General features: G+C 64.5%; 6 protein-coding genes and 1 pseudogene. 4 read left to right on the top strand and 3 right to left on the bottom strand.

The window, feature by feature from the left end; translation table 11 throughout:
* The 3 genes and pseudogenes from LDN95_RS17755 to LDN95_RS17765 form a co-directional block, all read left to right on the top strand.
* Positions 1–107: pseudogene (locus LDN95_RS17755) on the top strand (IS5/IS1182 family transposase); the annotation flags it as partial.
* A 200-nt stretch (positions 108–307) separates the two neighbouring features.
* A complete protein-coding gene (locus LDN95_RS17760) occupies positions 308–17437 on the top strand; it encodes a leukotoxin LktA family filamentous adhesin (RefSeq protein ID WP_226018902.1) in 17130 nt (5709 codons plus the stop codon).
* 5 nt (positions 17438–17442) lie between these two features.
* Positions 17443–19089 carry a ShlB/FhaC/HecB family hemolysin secretion/activation protein gene (locus LDN95_RS17765; protein WP_226018903.1) on the top strand — a complete coding sequence of 549 codons (1647 nt, stop codon included), beginning with the start codon at positions 17443–17445 and terminating at the stop codon, positions 19087–19089.
* Positions 19090–19321: 232 nt separating this feature from the next.
* Here the strand turns inward: LDN95_RS17765 and LDN95_RS17770 are convergent, their stop codons facing one another.
* The 3 genes from LDN95_RS17770 to LDN95_RS17780 form a co-directional block, all read right to left on the bottom strand.
* Positions 19322–20731 (bottom strand): aldehyde dehydrogenase family protein, encoded by a 1410-nt coding sequence (locus LDN95_RS17770; protein WP_226018904.1) that lies wholly within the window; start codon positions 20729–20731, stop codon positions 19322–19324.
* Between the two features lie 32 nt (positions 20732–20763).
* Positions 20764–21876, bottom strand: a complete 1113-nt coding sequence (locus tag LDN95_RS17775; protein WP_226018905.1) for an NAD(P)-dependent alcohol dehydrogenase — start codon at positions 21874–21876, stop codon at positions 20764–20766.
* A 77-nt stretch (positions 21877–21953) separates the two neighbouring features.
* Positions 21954–24434, bottom strand: coding sequence for a TonB-dependent receptor (locus tag LDN95_RS17780; RefSeq protein WP_226018906.1), 2481 nt, complete (start codon positions 24432–24434; stop codon positions 21954–21956).
* 58 nt (positions 24435–24492) lie between these two features.
* Between LDN95_RS17780 and LDN95_RS17785 the strand changes: the two genes are divergently transcribed.
* A complete protein-coding gene (locus LDN95_RS17785) occupies positions 24493–25584 on the top strand; it encodes a helix-turn-helix domain-containing protein (RefSeq protein WP_226018907.1) in 1092 nt (363 codons plus the stop codon).
* Positions 25585–25640 lie beyond the last annotated feature (56 nt).

Genomic DNA, 25640 nt, shown 5'->3' on the forward strand with positions numbered 1-25640 from the left:
GGCTGGCAAAGGATTGGGAAAGGTCCATCGCGTCATCCACCGCATGGGCCCTCATCGCCTCAATCCGCATGCTCACGCGCAGAACCGCAAGATACTGTCAAATTTGATCAACTTCTGAATCGGGCTCTTAGGCGTGCCCCGGAGAAGCTCGGAGGCATTGATGGAACCCAGTTCGGCGAGTCGGCCAAGGGTAAGACAGGCCTGCGCCAGATTGATGGTCGGGGCCGCGTCGATTGCGGCGGCGCTTGCGGCCAATGGTGTTCACGCGCAAGCAGTTGACGTTACCGCAAGCAGTGGCGGAGCGTCGGTGGTTGCCCTCCAGAGTGGCGGCAACGCTGCGGTCGTGACCACCAGCCGCGTCGTGGGCGGAACCGGCTTCAACCGCTTCGACCATTTCAATATCGGCACTGGGCAGGCCGCAACGCTGGTCGTGCCGACGGGGGCCAACAATCTCGTCAACCTGATCCGCGATCCCTCGACGATCAACGGAACCGTCAGCTCGGTCTTGGGCGCGATTGGTGGCCAAGTCGGCGGCAACGTCTTTCTTGTCGTGCCCAGCGGACTTGTCATCGGCACCACCGGGATCATCAATACCGGCCGCCTGATCGTGCGCGGCACACAGGCCAATGCCGGGAGCGGTGACCCGTCGCTGGCCGATGTCTTTGGCGGCGCGCCCGCTGCCAACGTCACGATCAACGGCCGGATCAGTGCACCTGGTGGGGTTGATATCCACGCCTCAACGGTCAGCGTCGGGGCCAGCGGAGTGGTCGAGACCGGCGCTGCGGGGCTCGCCCGGATCGGGAACACGGCGGCGCTGCAGAACAGCTTGGTTTCGACGCAGGGCCTGCCTTCGGGTCAGGCAATCGTGACCACGGCCAGCGGCGGGATAGCTATCGTGGCTGGCAGCACGATAGCGCTTGCTGCCAAGATAGCGGACAACCCGGCGACCGCCGCCAACGAAGCGCAACCGGGCGCCTTGTTTGATGCAAGGCCCGTCTCCGCTTTGCCGACACTGCCAGCAGGTGTGAGCCTGCAGGCCCCGTCGATCACGATCGGCGGACGGATCAGGACATGGGATGGCACCGGCTCAAGCCCTGCCGCCGATATCACGCTGACCGCGACGGACAGCAAGGTCTACGCCAACACATTCGCCCCGAACTCGCCGTTCTACGGCATGCCTCAGGCGACGGCGGGCATCAGCATCGACGGCTCGGTGATCGGAGGAAACATCGCGGCCAGTGCGACCGCAACCGGCACGACGAACCCCGCCGACGGCACCAAGGCGGTTGTGGCGCTGGACAAGCTCGCCGGAGCACTTGGGTCTGCCGGCCTCGCCAAGTTGACTGGCAACACGCTTGGAATCGGGGCTTTCGTCTCGCTCGTCAGCGCCAAATCCGCCATCAGCATTGGCGCCGGTGCCAGCCTTACCGCGAGCAAGGATATCACGCTTGCCGCCGGATCGGCCGCCTCATCCGTTGCCTCTGCTTCGGCAAAGGCTGGCAAGACAGCAAGCGGGCAGGCGGCCATCGCCGCATCGGTATCGCAGACGACGTCCAATGCCACGATCACCGTGGGAACCGCGCAAGCAGGCGCCAGTCTGATCGCCGACGGGGCGATCAGGATCGGTGCCAGCAGCGATCCCCGCGCCAAGACCAGCGTCATCGCCAGTTCGACCGGCGACGCGGTGGCGGCGGCCATTGCCTACAATGAAGTCAACGCCGACGCTGGAGTGACCGTTTCCAGCGGGTCGAAGCTGGATGGCAAGTCGATTGCCGTTTCCGCAACGATCGCGCAGGCAGACCCGACCGCCGGTATCGTCACCAGCGCGACAGGCCGGGTCTTTGACACCAGCCCGGGCGGCGGGGTTGCCGCAGTCACGCAGGAGGCGATCCACAGCCACGTCGACGTTGGCGGCACGATCGGCAGCGCCCGCACCGCAACTGTGACAATCGCGGCCAACACGACCATATCGCACAACAAGACGTCGGCAACGACCACCAGCAAGACGGGGACCGACAACCCGGCTGTCACCCCCAACACCGCCAACACCAATTTCGCATCGATGATCGGCGGTCTGCTCCGACTCTCTACTACCGATCCCAAGACGCCCAAGCCCGGAACGATCGGCACCAGCGCCGATCCCGCCAATCGCCTTACTGCAGCCGTCGCTGTGCTTCAGGCCAACGAGACGGCGAACGCGCGGATCACCGGCACGATCACCGCAACCGGTCAGGTCAGTGTCACCGGTCAGGTGAGCGATCAGCAAGTGCGCAACAACGCGCAAGCGAGCGCCGCTGCAGCGCTGTCGGTAAATGGCGTCGTTACCACGGTGTCTGGCGCGGCGGCTTGGGGCACGTATGTCTATTCCGGCACGGCGGACATCGCCGGAACAGTGAATGCCGGTTCGCTGAATGTAACCTCGCTGGTCGATCGACCGGTCGGGATTGCCGATCCGGTGGGGACACTGGTCGATCAGGCAGACGTCTTGAATGCGCCCGACAATTTCAACGCTGTCCTCGCCGATCTGGGTTTCGCGAAAGATGTGTTCGCAACCATATCTCCCCTGTTGACCCCCAAATCGGGCCTGTTCGGCTCCTATGCCGGAGCCAGCACGGATAGCGACAGCTCGGGCAAGGCCGCGCTTGGCGGCTCGTTTGCCTATGACAGCATCGATTCCACGAGTCGGGCATGGATCGATCCGAGCAGCCAGATCACCATTGCCGGTCCGCAGGCGGGTGCATCGGTCATCGATGCCGAAACCAGCATCGTGCTGCTGAATCTGGCTGGCCCCAAGCTGTTCGGCAGCAAGAGTGGCGGGACAGCGGGCGGCGGCGCTGTCACCTACAACGCGCTCCACCCGGTAACGACTGCCGGAATTGGTGATGGCGTGATCTTTATCGCACCGGACCGAGACTTGTCGGTGATCGCCAAGTCCGCGATCGATGCGTTTTCGCTGTCGCCTGTCGCCGGCAAGGGAAAGAGCACCACATTGAGCGGCGCTTTTGCGGTCAATCAGGTGGATGGTGCAACCCACGCGATCATTTCGAGTGCGGCGCAACTGGCGATCGGTGCGGGAGCGCTGCGCGAGGCGGCAAGTACGGACCTGCAGCTCTGGGCCGTGGCAGGCACGCTGGCGTGGAACAAGGCGGACGGGACGCAAGGGTCTTCCGATACCTCGGTGGGGGTTTCGGGTGCGCTCAACTACGTGTCGCTCGACACGCAAGCAGCGGTTGCGGCGGCGCATGACGAGTTCGATACCACGGGCCCGGCAATTGCGGCTGCCACGAAGGCCGGTGTTGCTTCGGGCAACGTGAGCGTAACGGCGCAGACTACTGGTTCGGTTAACGCCGTCTCGGTCGCTGGAGTGCGTGACAGCAGCGATCCCGAGGTCAAACCCGGCCTCAAGGACAAGCTGAGCGCGACATTCAACCCGTCCAAGGGCGCGCTTTCTGCGCCCATGACCGACGAGCTCAATATCCTTGCCTCCGGGTTTCTGGGGGCCATCGGCCTCCAGAAGTACTCCGATCAGCTCAAGGCGAACTATACCACGCGCAAGGACGCCGCCAGCGCTGGCAATGCCGCCGCCACCGACCCAGCGACCAAGACGCCGCCCACCGACGGCTGGGGCGTGGCGGGATCGGCGGGCGTGAATCTCACCTCGCTCGCCACCAAGGTGAACATCAGCAAAGCCAAGTTCACCAAAGCGGCAAATGCCGCGTCGGCGACTTTTCTGGCAAAGGCGACCGAGCGCGCGGATACGCTGGCGATCACCGGCGGGGCCACGTTGGCCAACGGAGTGCAGTACAGCGGCAGTTCAACGCTGGTCGCGGGCGCCTATGGGGTTTCCTACAGCAACAATGCCACTGCCGTAGCGATCGACCAGAGCGTGCTTGCCGGGTTCGACGCTGTTACGGCCAATGCCGCCGCAAACGGCTTGCGCATCGGCGCCGGACTGGCCTTGGCAGCGGACACCACCAAGACCACCGATGGCCGCATCTTTGCATCCTCGGCATCGGTCCTTGTCGCCAACGACAGCGTCGGCGCAGCGATCACCGACGGCGCCGTGACCGGAACCGGCAAGGGTGACGTGTCGGTCCTCGCATTCGACGGGCGCACTCTGGGTGCGGGCGCGGGTGGCCTGTCATGGGGCACCCAAAGCGGCTTTGGCGCGGCGCTGACGCTGCTGATCGACAAGGCCGCATCGGGCAAGCCGACCACGGCGCTGCTGGCTCGCACGCCTGTTTCCGGATTCGTCAACTTGTCGGTCCAGGCGCTCGACGCAGCGCGATTGGTCGGCGTAGCTGCCGCCGGTGCGCTTTCGGCCAGTGCGGACCAGAACAACGGCGCGCTCGCGGCAAGCATTTCGATCAACGACGTCGCACTCGGCACCAGCGCGCTGATCGATCTGGGCGACACCGGCACGGGCCTTGTCAACATCACCGGCGCGCTGACCGTGGCTGCCGGCGAATATGCCGCAAACGACCCGGCCGCGCAGGTTTCACGCACCAGCTGCAGCATCAATTGCGATGCCGCCGAGAGCTTGCTGGCCAACTTCGCGATCGCCTCGACCACGTTCGGCTCCGACGATCCGGTGCAGGCGAAGGATCTGCCATCGGGCGCGGCGGTCGTTTCGGTCGCCATCCCGGTTGCGTCCGCCAGAGGCAAGGCGACCGGCCTTGGCCTGTCGGTCAACCTTGTCAACAACGATCGCACCGCCGCGATTATTGGCGGTGCGGCCGCCTCGGGATCGACAATCAAGGCTGGGTCGCTTGCGCTGCGGACGGTCGACCGCGCGACGATCCTCTCGCTCGCGGCAGGCCTTTCCACCAGTTCCAACCAGACCGGCATCATGGGCTCGCTGGCCTACAACCAGATCGGCGGAACAGCCAGCGCCAGCCTCGCGCGGTCGGCAACAGCGACTGCGGGCCCGGTGATCGAGACAGGCACGGCTGGCGGCTCGGTTGCCCCGATTTCGGTCACGGCGCTGGCCGACGGGCGCATCTACAGTCTGTCGGGCGCGATCGGCATCGGCAAGAGCGCGGCAGGCGGCCTTGCGGTCAGTGTGAACAGCATCGCGCGCGATGGGTCAGGCCCGGCTGCGGGCCTTGACGCCAATGTCGACGGCGTGACGCTCAAGGGCAATCCCGGCCTTGCGGTGAATGCGGCCAGCACCGAAACGATTCTGTCCGGCGCCATCGCCGGATCGCTGGCGTCGGGCAATTCGCTTGCGGGATCGGCCTCCACCAACGCTATAGCCCCGAAAATATCGGCGCGGGCCGACAGGCTGGCCTATGCCAATGCGGTAACCGGAGATCTGGCAGTCACGGCATCGGACAGTGCCTCGATCCGCTCGCTGGCGCTGACCGCCGCGCTCTCGTCGAGCAGCAATGCCCTTGGGGCGGGTATTTCCGCCAACCGGATCAGCACCAATGTGCTGGCCAGCCTGACCCCGGCCAGTGCGATTTCGGTGCGCAACCTGCTGGTGCAGAGCCAATCTGCCGCCACCACCCAGTTGGTCGCGGTCGGACTCGGCCTCGCCGCGAAATTCAACGGTGTGGGCTCGATGGCCGTCAACCAGACGAGTGCGGAGGCCGACGCCCTGCTGACGCTCAATGGTTTCAACGTTACCGCCACCGGCTCGGTCGGCGTGCTGGCAACGCGCGACAGTTCCATCGACGCCGCAGCCGGTGCGGTGGCGCTGGGCTCCAAATCGGCCGTAGGAGCCTCGCTGGTGCTGAACGACGTGTCCGGCGGGGCGCAGGCGCTCGTGACCGGCACGGGCGCGGCCAGCGTCACAGCGCTGGGCGGCGGCGATGGGTTTGCGGTGCGCACCGGCGATCTAAGTGAAGCGCTGCAGCAGTTCAGCCTACCGGATGTGGTGCCGGATTCCACGAGTACGACAGGCGCCTCGAACGCATCGCTGCAACACATCAAACCTGCCACCACGCAGATCCACGGCGTGGCGATCAATGCCAATTCGACCCACTCCACGCGCACGCTGGCGATAACCGGCGCTGTCAGCGGCAGCGGTTTCGCAGCGGCGGTCACCGCGGTGGTCGGCAATGTCGGCGGCAACACGCAAGCGCTTGCAAGCGGCGTGCAGTTCAACGTGGGCAATGTCGGCGTGGCCAAACCGGTCGCCGAACCGGTGGCGCTCGACATTCGGGCCGGGACTGCGATCGATACCGCCAGCTTTGCCGGTGCGGCCGCAGGCAGCAACAATGTCGGCGTGGGCGCTCCGGTCGTCTCGGACGGCCTTTCCGCGCAGACAACCGCGCGCATGGCTGGTGGCGGCGTCAACACCACCGGCAACGTCACCGTGCGCGCGGCATCGCGTCAGGCGGCGACAGCGCTGGTCGTTGCCGGTGCGATCGGCGGCAATGTCGGCGCTGCGGTGTCCGGCGTCTCGCCGCGCTTCGCAGGGGTGACGACGGCTGCGGTCGATGATCCCACGGCGGTCACGATCCTTGGCAGCGGCGGTCTGGCGATCAATGCCGACAGCGATTCGCGGGGTCTTGCAACGTTCGGTACGCTGGCGCTGGGCAAGGGCGCCGGGGCCGCTACGGTTGTCGTGGTCACCGACGATGACCAGACGCAAGCCCGCTACAAGAGCACCAAGCGCGTGAGCGTGTCGGCACCCTCGGTCAATGTAACCGCGAACGGCCGGCTCGATGCGCGGGTTGCTGGCGCATCGGCCGCAGCCGGGCTCGCCGGAGCGCTGGTGGGCAATGGGGTCGGCATCGTCAATCGCCAAAGCGTCGCTGCGCAGGCAAGCGGACTGTCTTACAACAATGGCCAGGGCACCGTGGCCGTCACCGCAAACCAGATCGCCAATTTCCAGCCGATCGTCGGTCAAGTCGCCGCTACAGCGGCCATTACCAGCGGGGCAGCCGCGCTGGGTGCGGTGGTCGTGCTGTCCCAAGCCAAAGTCGATGCCACGCTGATCGACCCGCTGGTCACGGCAAAACAGGTCTCGGTCAATGCCTATGGTGCAAGCGGGGTCGATGCCTTGCAGCTCGGTCTGGCGGGCGGGCTTGGCGGCAGTATCGGCGCGAACGTCACTTACATCGGCATCGGCGAAGTGGCCGATACCGGCGCGCTGTTCTCCACGAGCGGCGACAGCAGTGCCAATGGCAAAGTTGCTACCAATGCCGGTGCTACTGGCAGTGGCAATGCCAACCTTGCGATGCTGGGTGGCGGCTCGGGCGAAACCACAGCGCAGCAGGCGGCCGCGCCCGGTCTGGACCAACTTGCCGGGTCAGGATCGGCGCACGTGGTTGCGGGCGCCGATGGCACACGCGATGCCACAGGCACTGTTCAGACGAGCAGCCGCGACCAGTTCATGCAAGTCGGCGTGGTGACAACGGCACCGGGCGCCGACGATGCCGCCGCCTCGCGCGTCAGGGCGCAAGTGCTCTCAGCGACTCCCGGGCTTGATGACCGTGTCACCACCGGCGCGCTGAGCGTGGTCAGCAGCGCCAACCTTGTGAGCAAAAGCTCCAATTTTCAGGGTGCGGCCAGCCTCGCCAGCGGGTCTGCGGCAATTGCCATCACCCGCAATGCGGCAAACAGCATCGCGCGGATCGGCGCGGGTGTGACTGCAACGGGTGTCGGCAATGCCAGCACCGCACAAGTGCAAGCCTTGACCGGGCAGGACACCAGCCGTCTGACAGGCGGCATTACCAACCCGTCCAAGGCGGCCGAAGCGCTGGTCGTCGCGGGCGCGGTGGGCGCCCTTACCGCCAGCATCGGCCTTGCCGACATCAAGTTGCAGACCGTCTCGCTCGCCGAAAGCCTTGGCAAGATCGGCTTTGGCACGTTAACCATCAAATCCGGCGACAGCAGCGACGCCGCCGCACAAGTCTATGGCGCGGCGGCAGGCGGCGCGGCGCTTAACGTTGCCGTGGCAAATGTCACCAAGGAAGGCACGGTTGGCGCCCAGATCGCCGGGAAGTCGGCATCGACCATCACCAATGTGATCGCTTCGGGGGGCGGCTCGACCAGCGCTTATGCATTGGCTGCATCAGGCGGAAACCTGCTTGATGGCAACGCGGCCGTGGCGCTGGCCACAGACCGGCGAACGGTCGATGCGCGGGTCGCCGAGGGCACGGTCATCAGCAGCAATACCTTGCTGGTCGATGCGTCATCCTCGCCCGTGATCAGCGCCGCCAGCGATGGCATTGCAGTCAGCGGGGGCATCGCCATGGGTGCAAGCGTGGCGCTCGCCAATGCCGATGCCACGGTTGAAGCGCGCGTTGGCGAAGGCGCCAACATTTCCTGTGCCACTTTCCTTGCCGCCAATTGCACCCTTACGGTTCGTGCGGCGCTGGCGCGACCGACCGATGGTGCGAATATCACGGCGCGCGCGCGCGGAAGCGCTGGCGGCGGGCTGGCAGCGGCCAACGCAACGCTGGCAACCGCGTCGGACAATGGCAACGTGGCGGCTATTATCGGTGCCGATCTCAATGGCGTGGCTGGAGCGCCGACAGTGCTTGCAGGGCCCGCTCTGACGGTTCTGGCAAGCCGCACGCTGGCCCAGACCGCCAGCGCGGACGGGCTGACCGCGGCAGGCCTGCTCTCGATCGGCGTTCAGTCGTCCAGTGCCACCTCGGCCGGCTCGGTCGATGCGGCGCTGCTCAATGTCGATGGCTCGCAGCAGGTGCTGAACGATCCTTCGACCAACCGGGCGCTGGTCAATGCCAGCGGCGGCTTCCTGCGCAATCCTGATGCGACAGTTTCGGCAACCAGCCTCGATCTCAATACGGCCACCGTGCGCGCGGGCGCAGGCGCGGTCGGCGCTGGGGTTGCCGCTAGTGCGACGACCGATGCCAGCGGGATTGTGACGACCACGATCGCACCCGATGCGGCCTACACCTTCCGCGCCGGGACGTTGACCGCAACCGCGACCGCGCAGACCGACTATCACTCCGAAGCCGATGCGACGCAGGCTTCGATCGTGGGCGGTTCGGGTAGCACGACCGGGAATACGGTCGACACCACCGCGCATGTGCTGATCGGCAAGGCGCGGGCGGGCGCCGCGACTGGCGGCAATTCGACCATCCGCGCCAGCCAGTTTGTTATCAGCGCGCAGAACACCGTGGGCGTGACCGGCAGCGACGGCGGTTTCGCGCGCGGCGCAGGCGGCGGCGCGGCGGCGGGTGCGGCTGCACAAGTCACCAACCGCGTGACGCAGCACAGCACCGTGGATGTGCTGGACGGCGTTACGCTGCGCCAATACGGCGATGCCAGCCAGAACCTGCTGGCGATGACAATCAACGCCGGCATCACCACCGCGCGCAGCCACAGTACCGCGCTGCAGGTCGGCGGGGTGATGGTCCTGCCCTTCGCGCGGGTCGACAGCACGTTCAACGCAAGCAGTCTGGTCACGATCGGGGCAAACGCACTGCTGCGTGCCGACGGCGGCATCGGTATCGGCACAACCGCACACCAGACGATTGCCGATACGTCGGCGGTGCAGATCTATGGCCTCGCCGGGATCGGCGGCGGCTCGGCCAGCACCACGGACACCGCAGCCGGTCTTGTAACCGTTGCCGATGGCGCGACGATCGAATCGCTCTCGGATGTCCACCTTACCCCCGGGATCGCGGCGGATGGGCTGGGCCGGGACAACGTGAGCATTTCGGACCAGACCGACGTGTTCAACCAGACGCTGGTTCCGATCACCGTCGACCATGATGCACACGCGACCGGCACCCTCGCCAACCGGCTGGTGATCGGCAAGGCAGTTGTCCGTTCGGCCCGCGATGTGACCTTCAGCGCGCTGGCAGAGGGGCTTGCGGCGACTGCGGTGGGTACCGGCCACAACCCCTATCTGGCACTCGTCAGCAAGTCCGACAGCGGCGGCACGGCTGACATGTCCACGGCCGGATCGATCGCCTTGAACGGCAGCCAGATCACCGCCGGGTTCCTTGCCAATCGCAAGATCGCGATCACCGACACAGCGGATGGCGGCTGGCAAGGGATCGCGACCGATTTCGACGGCACGGAAACGCTGACCCGCACGATCGTGGCCGATGCCAAGGGCAAGATCACCGGAGATACACTGGCATCGTCAGCCAAGGGCCCGATCGCGACGCCGGATCGCGACAGGCTGGGCCTTGCCCAACTCTCCAGCCGCACCGTCTCCGCGCTCGATGTCGTTGGCCAACAGATCAGCAGTCTGACCGCGCAAGTGCAGGCAGCGGGTCTTGCCGTCCCCGGCGATCCCAACGCCCTGCCAGTCGGCCCCGACCATGAAAAAGCCGCAGCCGCGCTCGCCGCTGCGGCCGCGCAATCGGCTCTCGTGGCGAAGCTCTCCGCCGCCTACGACACCCGCGCCGCGCTGGCCTCTGCCGGGAGCACGAACACGGCCGGCATCATGGTCGACAACCTTCTGGCAGCGGGCGGTTCGTTCGCCATCAACACCGCCACGATCACCGGCAGCGGAAGCACGATCGTGGCCAACGCCTCTCCCACAATCGCGATCAACAGTACCAGCGCGCGCAACCTTATCCTCGGCAACCTGTTCATCCCGGCCAAACCCAGCGGTGCGGTCACTTATGGCGGCCCGATCGGCGAGACCGATCTCAATGCCATAGCCTCCGTCCGCTCGTCCGGTCCCAACGATACGGTCGAGGGCTTGATCGACGTGACCGACGGGGCGCAGTTCGGCGCAAAGAGCGACCTCCTTGTGTTCGGCCCGATCGCCAATGTTGGCGGCACGTTCAAGGCGCTCGTCAACAACGGCAATTTCAGCCAGTTCGGCGATGTGCAGGTCGGCAAATACGATGTGACCGTGCCCAACGGCCTGTTCAACGTATCGACCACAGGCGACTTCACCATGGGTGTGCCGATCAGCCTATACTACGGGAGGCTGGGTCTTTCGCTCAACGATGCGGCCGGGTTGGACTGCGGTACCGGCGGCTCCACCGACGGCTGCGCGACGAACGCGAACCAACTTGCGTTGCTGGTGCAGTCCTACATCGCCGAGCAGACATTCGACGTGACCGACATCCCGGGCATCGATGCATTGCGTCAGGCCATGAAGCGCGCGTTCAACCTCAGCGATGCGCAAGCCGCCGATCCGATCCTGACCCTGTTCGAGCAAGGCTTTGTCGAAAACAACGGCGGGCAGGCCTATTACACCCGGCTCAACAGCGCTGGACAGCTACTGCGCACGGCGGTGACGCCGAAGTCCAGCGGTGCACCGTACACCGCTGGAGCAGGCAGCAGCGCGACGATCTTCGCATCGTGCACGCAGTGGTGCGAACTGGAAAGCAACGACAACCAACTCAGCAGCGTTGCGCCCGATGGCGGCAACCTCTTCGTTCCGTTCCTTTGGGGGTATGGCGATACCTATCCGCGCAAGGACTATCCCGGCGGATATTACACGCAAGGCAGCACCTTCAGCGATCCCGTGATCGTGCGCCGGATCACCGATCTGCCCGAGAACGGCAATGCCGCCAATGCGGTGAGCAAACTCCCGGCAACGGCCAGCGACGGCGGCCTGATCCGCGCCAACCAGGTGCGGATCAACGCCAGGTTCGTCAACGTTTCGGGCAGCATCGTTGCAGGCCCCGAAAAGCAGCGCACACTCGCGATCAACAGCCAACTGGTCAATTCGGTCGGCCTGACGATTCAGGATGCCATGGCGCTCGATCCGAACGTGCATGTCGGTTCGATCTCGGCGCCGCTGCAAAGCCTTAATGTCGCATCGGGCAATATCGGCGCGCGCTATGTCGTCACCGGACTGGTGCGCAATGGTCCTTGCCTTGTGTCCGGAGCCGGCGGATGCCTGCAGCAGGCGGTGAGCAGCACCACCGGCTACATCCAACTCGACGATGTCGATGCCGGAGCTGGCGGGGTGATCGACATTACTGGCCGCATCCTCAACACCAATCCGCTCGGCGGGGGCGAACTCAAGGTGCTCGACGGGTTTGCCAATATTTCCGTCGTCAACAACGCTCCGATCGATCTTCATCTCGGCACGATCAATGCCGGCACCGATGTCAGCGGGCTGATCAAGCTGACCGACCTGCACGCCGATGGCTCGGTTGAACAAACCACATACCGCGATACGCCTGGCTTGGGCGTGACGATGAGCCACGCAATGACCACGAAGGTGGCCGGCTCCGACCAGTTCACCACCCGGATCGATGCCGACGTGACCTATCAGCCCGGCGTGGGCGAGACCAATTCGTCGCAAGGCTCCGAGGCGCCGCTGATCTACGATCCCTCGACCCGTGGAGCGGCCTATTACGTGACGACCGAGGGCCGCACGATCACGCGCGATGTCAGCATCACCGACGATTCAGTGCCCAAGACCGATGGCAAGCTGCCCACACCCGGCACGCTTGACGTACTGGGCGGAGCGGCAAGTCCGTGGCGCTTCGGCAATGCCACGCAGCAGCCACAGTCCGGGAGCTTTGTCGATGTGGCGGCATCAGGGACCGACCCGCTCCTGATCCGCGCGCTCGGCGGCGGCACGCCCGACTTCGTGCAGACTGTCGGCGGCACCGTGACTCACAGTCAATATGATACCGTTCCGTTCGGTACGAACGATGATTTCCGCCAGAACATGACCTGGGAAATCCCTGACCAGATCAATGTCACCCTGACCACCGCAGCGCGCGCGACTTATCCGATCAAGGTCGTCTTCGACAATGGATACGGTACAGGCGGGGTCAATGTCGTGTCGACCCAGAGCAGCGTGGTCGTCGGCGGACGGATCACTTATGGCGGCGGCGATGTCGGGATAACCGCAGGTGAAAACATTGTCGGAACCCCGAGCGGGCTGATCTATGCGCACGGGTTCCACGGTTGCGCCGGTTCAGCCTCGCCCGCTGATTGCGCACCGACGTTTTCGAGCGGTTCAATCGGCTCGGCCAATCAACCACTTGCGGTGACGATTGCCGGTTCAGCGCTGGGCGATCCGGTCACCGGCCTGGGCAAAGTGGCAGGCGGAACCGTAACAGCGCAAGCGACCGGCGGCGATGTTTTCCTGACCCTCAACTCCTCGACCGCGACCGCAGGCGATCTCGACGCGGTGGCTCTGCTATCGGTCGCCGCCACCGGCAAGGTCGTGATTACATCGGGCACGGGTCTGGTCGGCATCGACGGGATCGGCCCGAACATCGTGGGGCAGGAGATCGATCTTACCACCGCCGGTTCGGTAGGCGGGTTCAACCCATATTCGGGCAGCGGCACCGATCCCCTGCGCAAGCCCGCGCTGACACTTACCGTCGGCAATGGCGGTTTGTGGATCAATGCGGGTGGCGATATCACCGTGCAGGGCGCGCTCAAGAACGACGGGACCGACATAAACGACGTCATGCGCCTCGGTGCGATCGTCTCGACCCGCGACGTGCAGATCCGCGCCCCCGGGTCCATTGTGGCGCTCGATACCACGACCACGGTCAACCAGGACAAGCTGGCCCGCTTTCTCGCGGCGACGCAGGCGCTCCAGCTTGCACCCGGCGCCACGTGCAGCGGCGCGGCCTGCCCCACGATCGATCCGACAAGGCTGACCTCGATCACCGATGCGCTGCGCAATCAGGCTCGCGCGGCATATGACACGATCATCCACGCCAACGGCCTTGCCCAGACCGAGGCGCTGGACATCGCCGCGCGGATCGACAAGCTCAACGGACTTGCCGCCTCGGGTGTCGTGATCGGCCGCGATGGCAAGGTGGTCTATGACCCTGCCAAGGATACCGGCAAGACCGCCGCTGGCTTTGCCGCATCGCTGACCGGCCGTAACGGGCTGAGCACGGCGGACATTACCGGCGCATTGCAGACTTATGCCAACAGCGTCATTGCGCTGGTCGGCGTGAACCTGCCCAACTTGTCGGGCAGCCCCGACAAGGCCGCTACGGTCTCGGCGCTTGTCAGATCGCAAGGCAAGGCAGCCGCCGAAGCCGATGCGGTCGGCAAGCTCCAACTGGTCGATCAGCTTCGCACCCAAGGCGTGCAGATCGATACCAGCGGCAAAGTGACGCTGGCGGGGTCGGCCAACGTTGCCCCCGGCAGCGCGCTCGCCGTGCTCGCGGTCAACGCGCTGCAATCGCAGACCAACGCGCTCAAACCCGCGACTGGTGCGCCCGCCATCACCCCCGTGGCGACGCCAACCCCTGCCGACGTCCTGCGCGGCCTGCAGGCCTACGTCGATAGCGTGACCGGCAAGATCAAACCGCTGTTCGGCGGCACCTTGCCCACGCTGGTCGGCCTTGGCACAACAGCCGCCCAGCTCAGCTTTGTCGACAGCAAGATCACTGCGACCGGGATCACCGCCTATACCAGCGCGCAGACGGCGGATGCACAGGCCGTGCTGACCCAGCAGTTCGGTGTTCTGCCCACCTCGCGCGCCAGCATCGACACACTTGCGTTCTCGTCCAGCTTCCTCGCTGCGCGCACCGATGGCGCCACATGGCGGCAATCCCAACTCGATTTCCAGGTGCCCTCGACGGCTTTTGTGCCGGTTGCCGATACGCAGTTCGAAACGCGCAAACCGGTGATCACCGCCCGCAATCTCACGCTCATCGCAGGCAACAGCATCGGCAATTTCGAAGCGCCCGAGGCGTTCCGGTTCACCAGCGCAGGCCTTGTCGATGCGGCGGGCAAACCGATCACCGATCCCCTGCAAAAGCAGCTGGCGGCGGCCTATCTCGCTTCGGCTGGGCCCGGCGATCTCACGGCAACCGTGACTGGTTCGCCAGCCACTCTCGTCACGTTCGTCAGCCGGCGCGACCAGCCGCTGCCGCTCGATGTTGATGGCGTGATCAACGCCTTTGCCGCCACAAACTATGTCTCGCGCACGACATCGTGGACCGCTGCCAATGCCGATCAACTGGCAGGCGACATTTTCCTGAACGATGTCAATACAATGACGATCGGTTCGATTGTCAGCCTCAAGCCCGTGACCGGCGCGCGCCGGACCGATTGCAACAGCAATCCCGCCGTGCTTCTGTCGAGCTGCGACAGCCGCATCCGCCTCACCGCCAATGCCATTACCGGCGTGACGCAAGGCGCGGCGCAGCTTACTGGACGGGTTTACGTCAACAGTACGCTCACCAGCGCCAATGTCACCGACGCAAGCGGACGCGCGCTGATCATGGGCGGGCTGATCCGGCTGGAAGCCTCGAACGGCGATCTGCAATCGAGTGATGGCACCGCCATCCAGATCGACGCGCAAGGCCTCGAAACCGTGCGGGCGGCCGGAAATGCGAGGCTGATCAAACGGACACCGGGGCTGATCGGTTCCAGCGATTTTTCGTCGCAGCTCGCCTACCGCAACGGCAACGACCTTACCGTGGGCGATGTGTTTGCCGGCAAGACCTTTGCGCTCGACAATCTGTCGGGATCGCTGCTGGTCGGCGCGGTGCCGTCCTCGCTCGCCAGCGAAAACCGCAACGGGCGGATCGTTGCCGGTGCGGTGGCCTTGCGCGCGGCGGGCGACATCGGCGGTAGCGGCATAACGGCGGCCGGGCTGCCTGCGCGCTTCGATATCCAGACCCCGCAGCTCGACAAGCTGGCAGCCGGATTTGACTATGCCGCCGCGCCGACGACAGGCCCGGCAACCACCCTCACCTTCGACGGCGGCGGGCAGCATGTCTTCTCGGCGGCCGAACTTCTCGGATCGTCTGCGATCGATCCTTATGCGCAAGTCTCGATCACCATCACCAAATTGCCGACCGGGGCCAGTCTGGTGCTGAATGGCGCCAATGGCCTCCAGTTCATAAAGGTGGGCGCAAAGATTCCTCTAGCGGCCATCTCGCAGCTTCGGTTCAACGGCTTCTCGGGGCTTGGTACCCAGACCCTCGGCTATCAGCTTACCGTGGCGGCGGGGGCGGTTGGCAGTGGCTCACCGCCTGCGGGCACAGCGGCCGGATCGGCCTGGCTCGATCTGCGCAGCGCCACCCGTATCGGCGGCAACGTTGCCTCGCTGATCGGGGCGCGCGGCTCCATCGATATCGGCAAGGGCCCCGGCGCGAACGGGCTGATCGACCTCGAAAGCGCGGTCAAGGTTGGCGGCACCATGGCCATCGCCACGGCGGGGAACTTCGCCATCGGTGCGGGGGTCAATGTCAGCAAGAGCGGCGCGGCTGCGCCCGCATCCTGCGCGACCGATCCTGCTCCTGCAACGTGCCTGATGACCCTGTCGAGCCTGAATCTGGCTGTCGGCGGCGCGTTCAATCTCACCACCGGCCGCAGCATCGAATTCGGTGCGCTTGCGGCAGGCGGCGGAAAGGTGGAATCGACGCTTGGCTCGATCACCGTCGATCGTGGCCTGACAGGCAGCGCCAGCGCTGCCGCGCCCTTCACGCTGAAGGGCAGCACCGGCGTGTTCACCCACGATATTCTGGGGGGTGCGCTCGCGCTCATCTCCACCAATGGCAATATCGATGTTGCCGGCAAGATGAACGCATCCTCGATCACCATGACCGGCAAGACCACGGGTGTCGACGGCGCGATCGATACGAGCAATCTGGTGATTGTTGCGGATGGCGACGTCTCGCTCGAAAGCACGATCACGGCGGATTCGCTCCATGTTTCAGTGACCGGCGATCTGGAACTCTCCCATTCGATCACGTTGCGCTCGCCCGCGGGCCATACCCAGTCGGTTCTGGTGGCAGGCGGCGCCGTGACCCTGGGCGACGATGCTGTGATCAGCGGAACGCCCTCGACCCTGCTCTCGATTACCGGTGCCAGTATCGGTTTTGCGCCCACATCGACGATCCGGGGTGTCGATACCACGATCGTCGCCACCAGCGGCCCTGCGTTGATCGGCACGATCGAGGGCGGTGCGTTTTCGCTTCGCGCACGAGGCGATATCGCTCTTGGCAGTCTGGCCGCCAGCAGCGCCGAGGTCGTCTCGACCCGAGGCAATATCGACTTTGGCGGATCGGTGCGGATCACATCGGGAGGCCTTGCTGGCAGCGGCAGGCTCGCCGCCCGCGCGGCTGGAGCGATCACCATCGCTGCGCCGTTTTCGGCAGGCGGCGGGATTTCCTTGGCAGCGCGGGATATCACCAGTGCAGGATCGGGTTATCTCGCCTCGAATGCGCCGATCGTGCTGCGGGCCGATCGCATGGCGCTGACCGTCGCCGATCTGCAGCCGGGTTCGGCCCCTGTCAGGCTCAACGTCTCCGGCTTTTCTGCACCTTTCACGAACGAAGCGACGTTTGCGTTCAGCACACCGCGCTTGCTGGACTTCACCACCCTCAAAGTGGCGCGCCTGCGTATCGATGACAATGGTGAGGTCCGCTTCGCACCCTGGACAGAATGCGAACTGCTCCCCGTCGCGGCGGGCAACTGGCTGGCCATGGGGGGAGGTCCGGCAGGGCGCTGTGCCCAGCCGCCGGCGCTCGATCCGGTCGGTTCGCAGAGGATCGAATCGAAACCCGCCCTCGCGCGGCCAGCCACACTTTCGCATCGGTGATTTCGATGATCTTTCGGCCAAACCGCAGTCTGGTTGCGTTTATCCTCGGCTCTGTCGCGGTGTTGCCGGTACAAGCTCGAGCAGCCAGCGCACCAGCGCTGCCACCGGGGCTCGATCCGGGGGTCATCAACGAAGCGGTGCGCCGCCAGTACGAGCCCGAACGAACTGACCGGAAACCGCCACAGCCGTCGGTGACCGTCGACGCGCAACAACCGGTCGAGCAGGCCACTGCGGGCGCGCAAATCCGCTTTGCACTCAAGGCGATCCGCTTCGATCCCAGCCACTATCTGGGACCGGAAATGCTCGCAGCGCTGGCGCAGCCGCTAGAGGGGCGCGAGGTCGGCATTGATGAGCTCAAGCAACTCGTGGAGCGGATCAATGCCCTCTACACCCAGCGCGGACTTGCGACCGCTCGTGCGGTGCTGGCGCCGCAATCGATCGAGGATGGCACCGTCGTGATCCGCCTGATCGAAGGGCGGCTCGGCGCCATTGCCGTCAAAGGTGGCAGCCCGCAGAGCCAGCGCCACGCGCAGAGGGCCATTGGCCTGCAAGCGGGCGCCTTTGCCGATCCGCGCGATCTTGAGAACCGCCTGCGCCTCTTCAACCGGGAAAATGATACCCATCTGCGTGCTGGGCTTTCGGCTGGTCAGACGCTTGGCCAGACCGATCTTGAACTGCAGCTTGTTGAACCACCGGCGCTTGGCCTCGAAGTCTTTGCTGACAACAACGGCTACCGGTCGACCGGTATGTGGGAACAAGGGGCCGTATTGCGGGCCTATCGCGTTCTGGGCAGCGCTGATCGCGCTTCGCTGGTCGCGGTGCGGTCAGATGGCGTTCGATCGTTGTCAGGGGCGTGGTCCACCCCCCTTGGTCAAGGCGCGCGGTTTGGCCTCACCGCCTCGCACGGCGAAACCACCATCCATCAGAACAGCGCCAATCCGCTCGACATTCGGGGGAGGTCAAACTCCCTTGGCGCTGATGTTGCGCTGTCGCTGGTCAATCGCAATGCCTTTTCCCTGCACCTTGATACCACGCTCAACGCCACACAATCCGATACACGCATTAGCGGCGAGCGTGTGGTCGACAATGACGTGCTGACCGCCGCCATCGCCGTAATGTTCGATGTCAACACCCCGCATCTGGTGGGCTCCGGCCATCTTGAAGCTGCTTACAACCATGTTTTCGAGCATGTGTCAGGCACGACGTTCGAGCCGCTGGTGCTGCGCGGAGATGCCCAGTTCAACCGCTCGCTCGGCCACCACGGCGCGCTGTTGCGGCTTCGCGGCGATGGGCAATGGACCGGTTTTGATACGCTGCCGGGTCTGCTCCAATACCAGATCGGCGGTGCCCGCTCGGCGCGCGCGCTCGATGCGGGAACGGCGGCTGGTGACCGTGGTTACACGGTTGCATTCGAAGCAGCACAAGTCCGTACGCTTGGCCGACATGCGCTCGAGGTTTCGGTGTTCGTTGATCATGCGGCTGCCTTCAACGCCGGTCAGCAAGAAGAAGGCGCAACCGATGTCGGGACTGGCCTGAGCATTTCGCTGTGGAACCGGGTCAACCTTCGCGGCCAATACGCCTGGGCGCTTGATCATCGCGGCGCGCATGGACTTTCGAAGCGGGGCTACCTGTCGATTTCGGCGAGATTCTGACAGACGCCGACAGCTTTGCGCGGTCAGCAAAGCGTCAAGTCGTTCAGCCCGCAGGGATGACGCCTCCGGCTCTCTATCAGGACGGACGCATTGGCGACCATGCGCCGGTATCCCGAATCCCGGTTTGACACCTGGCCTGCCACCGGCGTTATGCGTTGGCCCGAACGGGAGCGGCGAATGCCGGGCGGCCGCACACCCTACGAACACATCTGCAAATGCCGGGACCAAACACCTAGAGCGGCACGGCATTCACGATGTGGGCCTGCGTGTATTCCAGCAACCCGGCTTCGCCCAGTTCACTGCCCAGACCTGATTGCTTCACGCCGCGAAACGGGATGTCGGCCTCGATCGCCAGATGCTGGTTCACCCACACGGTTCCGGTGTTGATCCGGCGAGCGACGGCAATGGCGCGATCGGTATCCTTGCCCCAGACCGTGCCGCCCAGCCCGTAATCGCTGTCATTGGCGCGGGTGATCACATCATCGATGTCGCTGAATTTCAGCACCGGCAAGACCGGACCGAACTGTTCCTCGCGCACGAGCGGGGCGTTTTCGTCAAGATCGGCCACGATCGTGGGCGGGATGAAATAGCCGGGGCGATCCAGGGGCGCACCGCCGGCCAGAACGGTCCCGGTCCGGGCCGCGTCAGCAAGCAGCACGGAAACCTTGTCGAATTGCATCCGGTTCTGCACCGGACCGATGGTCACGCCCTGCTCGGCGCCATCGCCGACAACGGCGTCGCGCGCCAACGCTGCGATCTCTTCGAGAAACGCGTCATAGATCGATTCATGCACATAGGCCCGCTTGACGGCGACACAGATCTGGCCCGCGTTGGTCATCGCCCCCTGATAGACCTTTTGCGCTGCCAGTTTAGCGGGCATGTCATCGAGCACGATTGCCGCGTCGTTGCCGCCAAGCTCAAGCGTCACGCGCTTTACCGTCCCTGCGGCCGACGCCATGACCTTCTTGCCGGTGGCCGTCGAGCCGGTGAATCCAACCTTGGCAATGTCCGGATGGCTGGAAAGGAGCGGCCCCAACTCGTTCTGGTCGCAGATGATGTTCGCCACGCCGGCGGGCAGCACATCGGCCAGGATCTCACCCAACCGCAGTGTGGTGAGCGGGGTGGTCGGCGCAGGCTTGGCCACCATCGTGTTGCCTGTGACAAGGCACGGCCCCAGCTTGTTGGCCAACAGGATCAGCGGAAAGTTCCATGGCGTGATGGCAGCGCAAACGCCCAAGGGCGTGCGGTGTTCAAACACCTGATGGCCCGCTTCGTCGGTCAGCACTTTGTCGGTAACGCGCATCTGGGCGAAGCCCTTGAGCGTGAACACCGTGCCCATGATCTCGTTATGCGCCTGATCCAGCGGCTTGCCCTGTTCGCTGGTCAGCAAGCGGGCAAATTCATCGGCACGGGCCAGCAAACGATCCGCAATGGTGTCAACCAGCGCGGCCCGCTCGTCCTGCGTCCGCGCGGACCATGCTGGAAAGGCGGCCTTGGCGGCGGCAACTGCGGCCTCAAGCTGGGCGACGTCAGCCTTGGGGCAGCGCGCGATGACTTGCTCATTGGCCGGATTGATCACGTCGAAATGATCGGCACCGGCCACCAGTCGGCCGTCGATCAGCAGGTTGAAGGATGCGGTCATGGCAGGTGTCCTTGGTGGAGAGTCAGGTAGGTTCAGGGCAAGCGCAACACGGGCTTGATCACCCGCCCGCCCTCGCCCGCCTCGATTGCGGCGGTGATGTCGGCAAACTCGAAAAAGCGCACCAGCCGGTCGAACGGAAATTTGCCAGCCCGGTAATGCGCGATCAGTTCGGGGATGAAGGTTGCGGGATCGGCGCTGCCTTCGACCACACCGCGCACCACGCGCCCGCCACTCATAAGCAGTGTCGCATCGGCCGCGATGTCCGCGCCGGGCGCATAGGCTCCGACCAGCGCCAGTTCGCCACGATTGGCCAGCGCCGGTATCGCCGCATTGCAGACCGAGGCGATGCCGGTGGTGTCGACGATGTAGTCAAACCCCGCCGGACGCCCTGCCGCCGCCGCATGCGCGGTCATGCCAGCACGATCGGCGAGAAAGGCATGGGTGGCGCCCAGCTCGCGGGCCAGATCCACCCGCGCCGGATTGATATCCAGCGCCACGATCACGCTGGCCCCGGCAATCTGCGCCGCCATGACCGCCGACAAGCCGACCGCGCCCGCGCCGATCACCGCGACGCTTGAACCGGCGCGCACCTTCAGCGCGTTGAGCACCGCGCCCGCGCCCGTCTGGATGCCGCAGCCCAATGGCCCCAGCAGTTCCAGGGGCAAGTCCTTGTCCACCTTCACCGCATTGCGCCGGTTGACCACTACATGGCTGGCGAACGAGGATTGGCCAAAGACATGGCTGTGGACCGCCTGCCCCGCCGCATCGGTCAGCGCGGTCGAGCCATCCCCGCGCCCACCGAAGAAGTTGAGCGGCACCCACGCCTCGCAATAGGCAGGCGCGTGATCGTGGCAGGCACCGCAGCCCCCGCAAGAGGCGAAGGACAGCACCACGTGATCGCCGACAGCGAGATCGCGAACTTCGCTGCCCACCGCTTCGACCACGCCAGAGCCCTCGTGCCCCAGCACCACCGGCATCGGCACGGGCAGCAGGGCATCGCGCATGACCATATCGGTGTGGCACACTCCCACACCGACGATGCGCACCAGCACTTCATCCCCGCGCGGATCTTCCAGAGAAAGACGTTCGAGAGCGGGGGCCGATTTGGGCGTGCGTTGCACGGCTGCGAGAATGTCTGTCGGCATGTTCGGGCTTCCTGCCAAAAAATGAGATTGTGGCATCCGGCGCGCCCGATCAGCAGGCGCGCCGGCAGGACAGAATGTCAGAACTTCACGCCAAGGCGCGCGTACCAGACGCTTGGGCGATTGTAGGTGCCGACTTTGGCGCCAAACCCGTCGTTCTGGTTGCCCGTCACCAGAAAGCGCTTGTTGAAGATGTTATCGACACCCAGCGTCAGCGTCCAATGATCGACAGGCGGCGTATAGGTAATGTTGGCGTTCACCAGATTGACCCAGCCCTGGATGAAATCGTTCTGGTAGTCCTTGGCCATGGCGCTTTTGAAGTTGAGATCGCCATGCAGCGCCACGCTATCGCCCCGGCCCAGATCCGCTGTGTAGGTCGCGCCAAAGCTGCCCGACCACTTGGGCGTGTTCGGCAGTTTGAAGCCATAGGCAAAACCAGCCGCGGTCGCGACACTGCCCAGCGAGATGTATTTGGCGTCCATGTAGCTGACCGAACCGGTCACGCGCAGCGCCGGAATCGGGCGGGCTTCTCCGTCCACCTCGATCCCCTTGATCCGCGATTGCCCGGCGTTGATGAACCATGGCACGAACGCCGTCTGGGCGCTGGTCACGGTCAGTTGCATGTCCTTGTAGTCGGTCCAGAAGCCAGTGACGTTCAGGCGCAGGCGACGATCGAACAAGTCGCTCTTGACACCGACCTCATACGTATTGGCGTGTTCCGGGCGGAAGCTGGGTGGCTGGGTGGGATCCGGGTTCAGCGCCGTGGTGGCGGCCAGCGGCACCGCCAGACGCGTGGTCCAGCCTCCGCTCTTGTAGCCTTGCGCGAACGAGGCATAGGCCATCACATCGCGGTTCACGTGGTATTCCAGTCCGGCGTGGATCGAGGTGTTGGTCGCCGCCTGACGGAATTGCCCCAGTGGGAACACGCGCGACAGATTGGTTGGATCGGGGAACGCTGCGGGCGGGATGCCCAGCGTCAGCCCGATCTGGTTCAACTCGCTCTGGCCGCCGCTGAACAGCTTGTGTTCCTGCGTATAGCGAAGGCCGAAAGTGGCCCCCAGCGCCTCGGTGATCTTGAGGTTGTTGTGCGTGAACAGCGCCCAGGCCTTGTTGGTGAATGCGTTCGGCCCATCGACCTGCACCAGCCCTTCGCCAAAGACCACTTTGTCGTGCAGGTCGCCGCCCTCGTTGAAGTAATAAGCGCCCACCACCGACTTGAGCCGGTCGGCAAAGGCATGCACGTTAAGCTGCAATTCCTGACTGAACTGATGCTGGTTCATCGAAAACGTGGTCTCGCCCATGTCGAGCGGCGAGCCGTCGATGTCGGTACCGAACGACGAGGTCAAACGGCGCCATGCGGTGATCGACTTGACCGCAACATCGGGCGACAACTTGTAGTCGATCGTGCCCGATGTACCCCATGCCGTGACGTACGAATAGTTGGCGCCGTTGGCATACGTCGTATCGATATTGTTGGTGATGAAGCCATTGCTGAAGGGCAGGTACTTGCCGGTGGCTTGCAGGTTGGTGTTCACCTTGCCCTTGATCTGGCAGATGCCCGGAAGGGCCGACACGCCCGCCACGCACAAGTTATAGAACGTGGCGAACGTGTTGCCGCCGGGCTGTCCCAGCGCCTGATTGGTGGCTATCAGCGTTTCGGCGGCGGCCTCTTCATTGGCGTGGGTGTAGTCGCCGGCGATGACAACCGTGAGATCGCGCGCAGGCGTCCATTTCAGCTTGCCACGGATGCTCCGGCTGTTTTCGCCGCCCTGCGTGCTGCTGCCACCCACCGGGGCTGAGGTCAGGAAGTTGCCTTCGTTCGACAGGATCGTGCTCCCGGCGACAGGCCCTGTTGCGGTGCCGGTCAGCGGGTTCACCTCCTTGCCGGTGACGGTGTAGGGGATGCGGTGCTGATAGCCATCCTGATGGCTGGAGCCAAAGCTGAACGATGCCGCCAGCGTATCGGTGATGGGCAGGTTGACCATGCCCTTCACGTCCAGCCGATTGTAGCTGCCGGTCGTCACATTACCCTTGAACGCAAAATCGTGGGTCGGATCAGCCGTCACCACGCTGACCGCGCCGCCGATGGTGTTGCGTCCGAACAGCGTGCCTTGCGGACCTTTGAGGATTTCGACGCGGGACACATCGACCAGATCAAGCGCAGCACCCACCGTCCGCGCGAAATAGACGCCATCGACATAAAGCCCGACACCCGGTTCCATGTTGAAGCCAAAGTCGTTCTGACCGATGCCGCGGATATAGGCACTCATGATGGTGGATGAGCCCGCGAAGGGCGATGCGCGGTCGATCTGCACGCTGGGCGTGAAGGCGGACATCTGCGTGATGTTGGTGATGCCGCGCTGCTGCAACTGCGCCTCGCCCATGGCAGTGATGGCAATGGGCACGCTTTGTACGTTTTCGGCGCGCTTCTGTGCGGTCACGACGATTTCACCGACGCCGACATCGCCGGCTTGTGTCGGCACATCCTGAGCGGCCGCAGCTTGCCCAAGGCTGGCCAGCGCGACTGCGGCCACGCTCGCGCTCAAGCGGTAAACCTTCATACGACATCACTCCCTGAACAATTATTGCTTCGTTCCATTTCTAGAACCAGCTTCGGGCGTGGGCTTTGACGATCGCGTAAAAACGCATGACAAATGCGAAAGCGTGCTCTCGCACGTCGATCGATGTGCATCGGGCTTGCGCATTTTGTTATATTGCATAATATTGTTTGGGCAGAGGACTCCGCGACAAAGACGGACTTTTGCGAGGGAGGATCGCATGTTCCAACAGTTCTCGACGCGGGGATTGCAACCGTCCGAACGCGTTGACGCCTGGAACAACGTCATCGGCCAAACCTATAGCGGCCTGTCGGCCAGTCCGCTCCGCCCCGGATTTGCCGCCCGGATCGCGCGCTGGGAATTGGGCGACACGATCCTGACGCGGCCTGCCTCGACCGCCGTTTCGGTGGAGCGGCATCACGCTTCGCTGCAACACCCGGTCAGCCGCAAGGTGTTGCTGCATTGCCTCCATCAAGGTTCGGGCCGGCTGCGCCACCGTCGGCGCGAAGTCGATCTGCGTCAGGGCGACCTGATGGTCTGTGCGGCTGAGGAAAACTACCGCTTCGACATGCACGGCGACCACGAATTGCTGATTGCCGAGTTTGATCTCGCCGCCTTTGGCGAAACGCCGGTCGCGTGGATCGACGATGTCATCGCCCGTGCCATCCCGCGCGAAACCGCGGGCGCACGCCTGCTGAACGACTTCATGCTTTCGCTCTGGCGTGAGGGCGAGATGCTGGACGATGAAGCGCCGCGCGCCGAATTCGGCCGGGTTTTCGCAGACATGGCGCTCGCCTGTCTGCGTCCGTCTTTTGGCGTTCGCTTGAGCGAGCAGGCACCCTTATGGCAACGCGCAAAGGCCATCATCGCGTCACGCCTTGCCGACAGCAGCCTTACCCCTGCCGCGCTCGCACAGGAACTTGGAGTCGGCTTGCGCAGCCTTCAGGCAGCAGCAGCAGCCGCCAATACCACACCCGGCAGCTTCATCACCCAAAAGCGCCTCATGCTGGCGCAACAACTGCTTGTGGCTGAACGCTATCGCTCAGTCACCGAAATCGCCTTTGACTGCGGATTTGAAGACAGCAGCTACTTTTCCAAGCGATTCCGCCAGAAATTCGGCGTCAGCCCGAATCAATTCAGGACAACAAACTGAACAAGATCTTGGCGGCAGAGATATTTTGAAGCCTTCTGCCGTCAGTACCCGCGGCC

The sequence above is a fragment of the Novosphingobium sp. FKTRR1 genome (genome assembly GCF_020404405.1).
In the GTDB taxonomy this organism is placed as follows: domain Bacteria; phylum Pseudomonadota; class Alphaproteobacteria; order Sphingomonadales; family Sphingomonadaceae; genus Novosphingobium.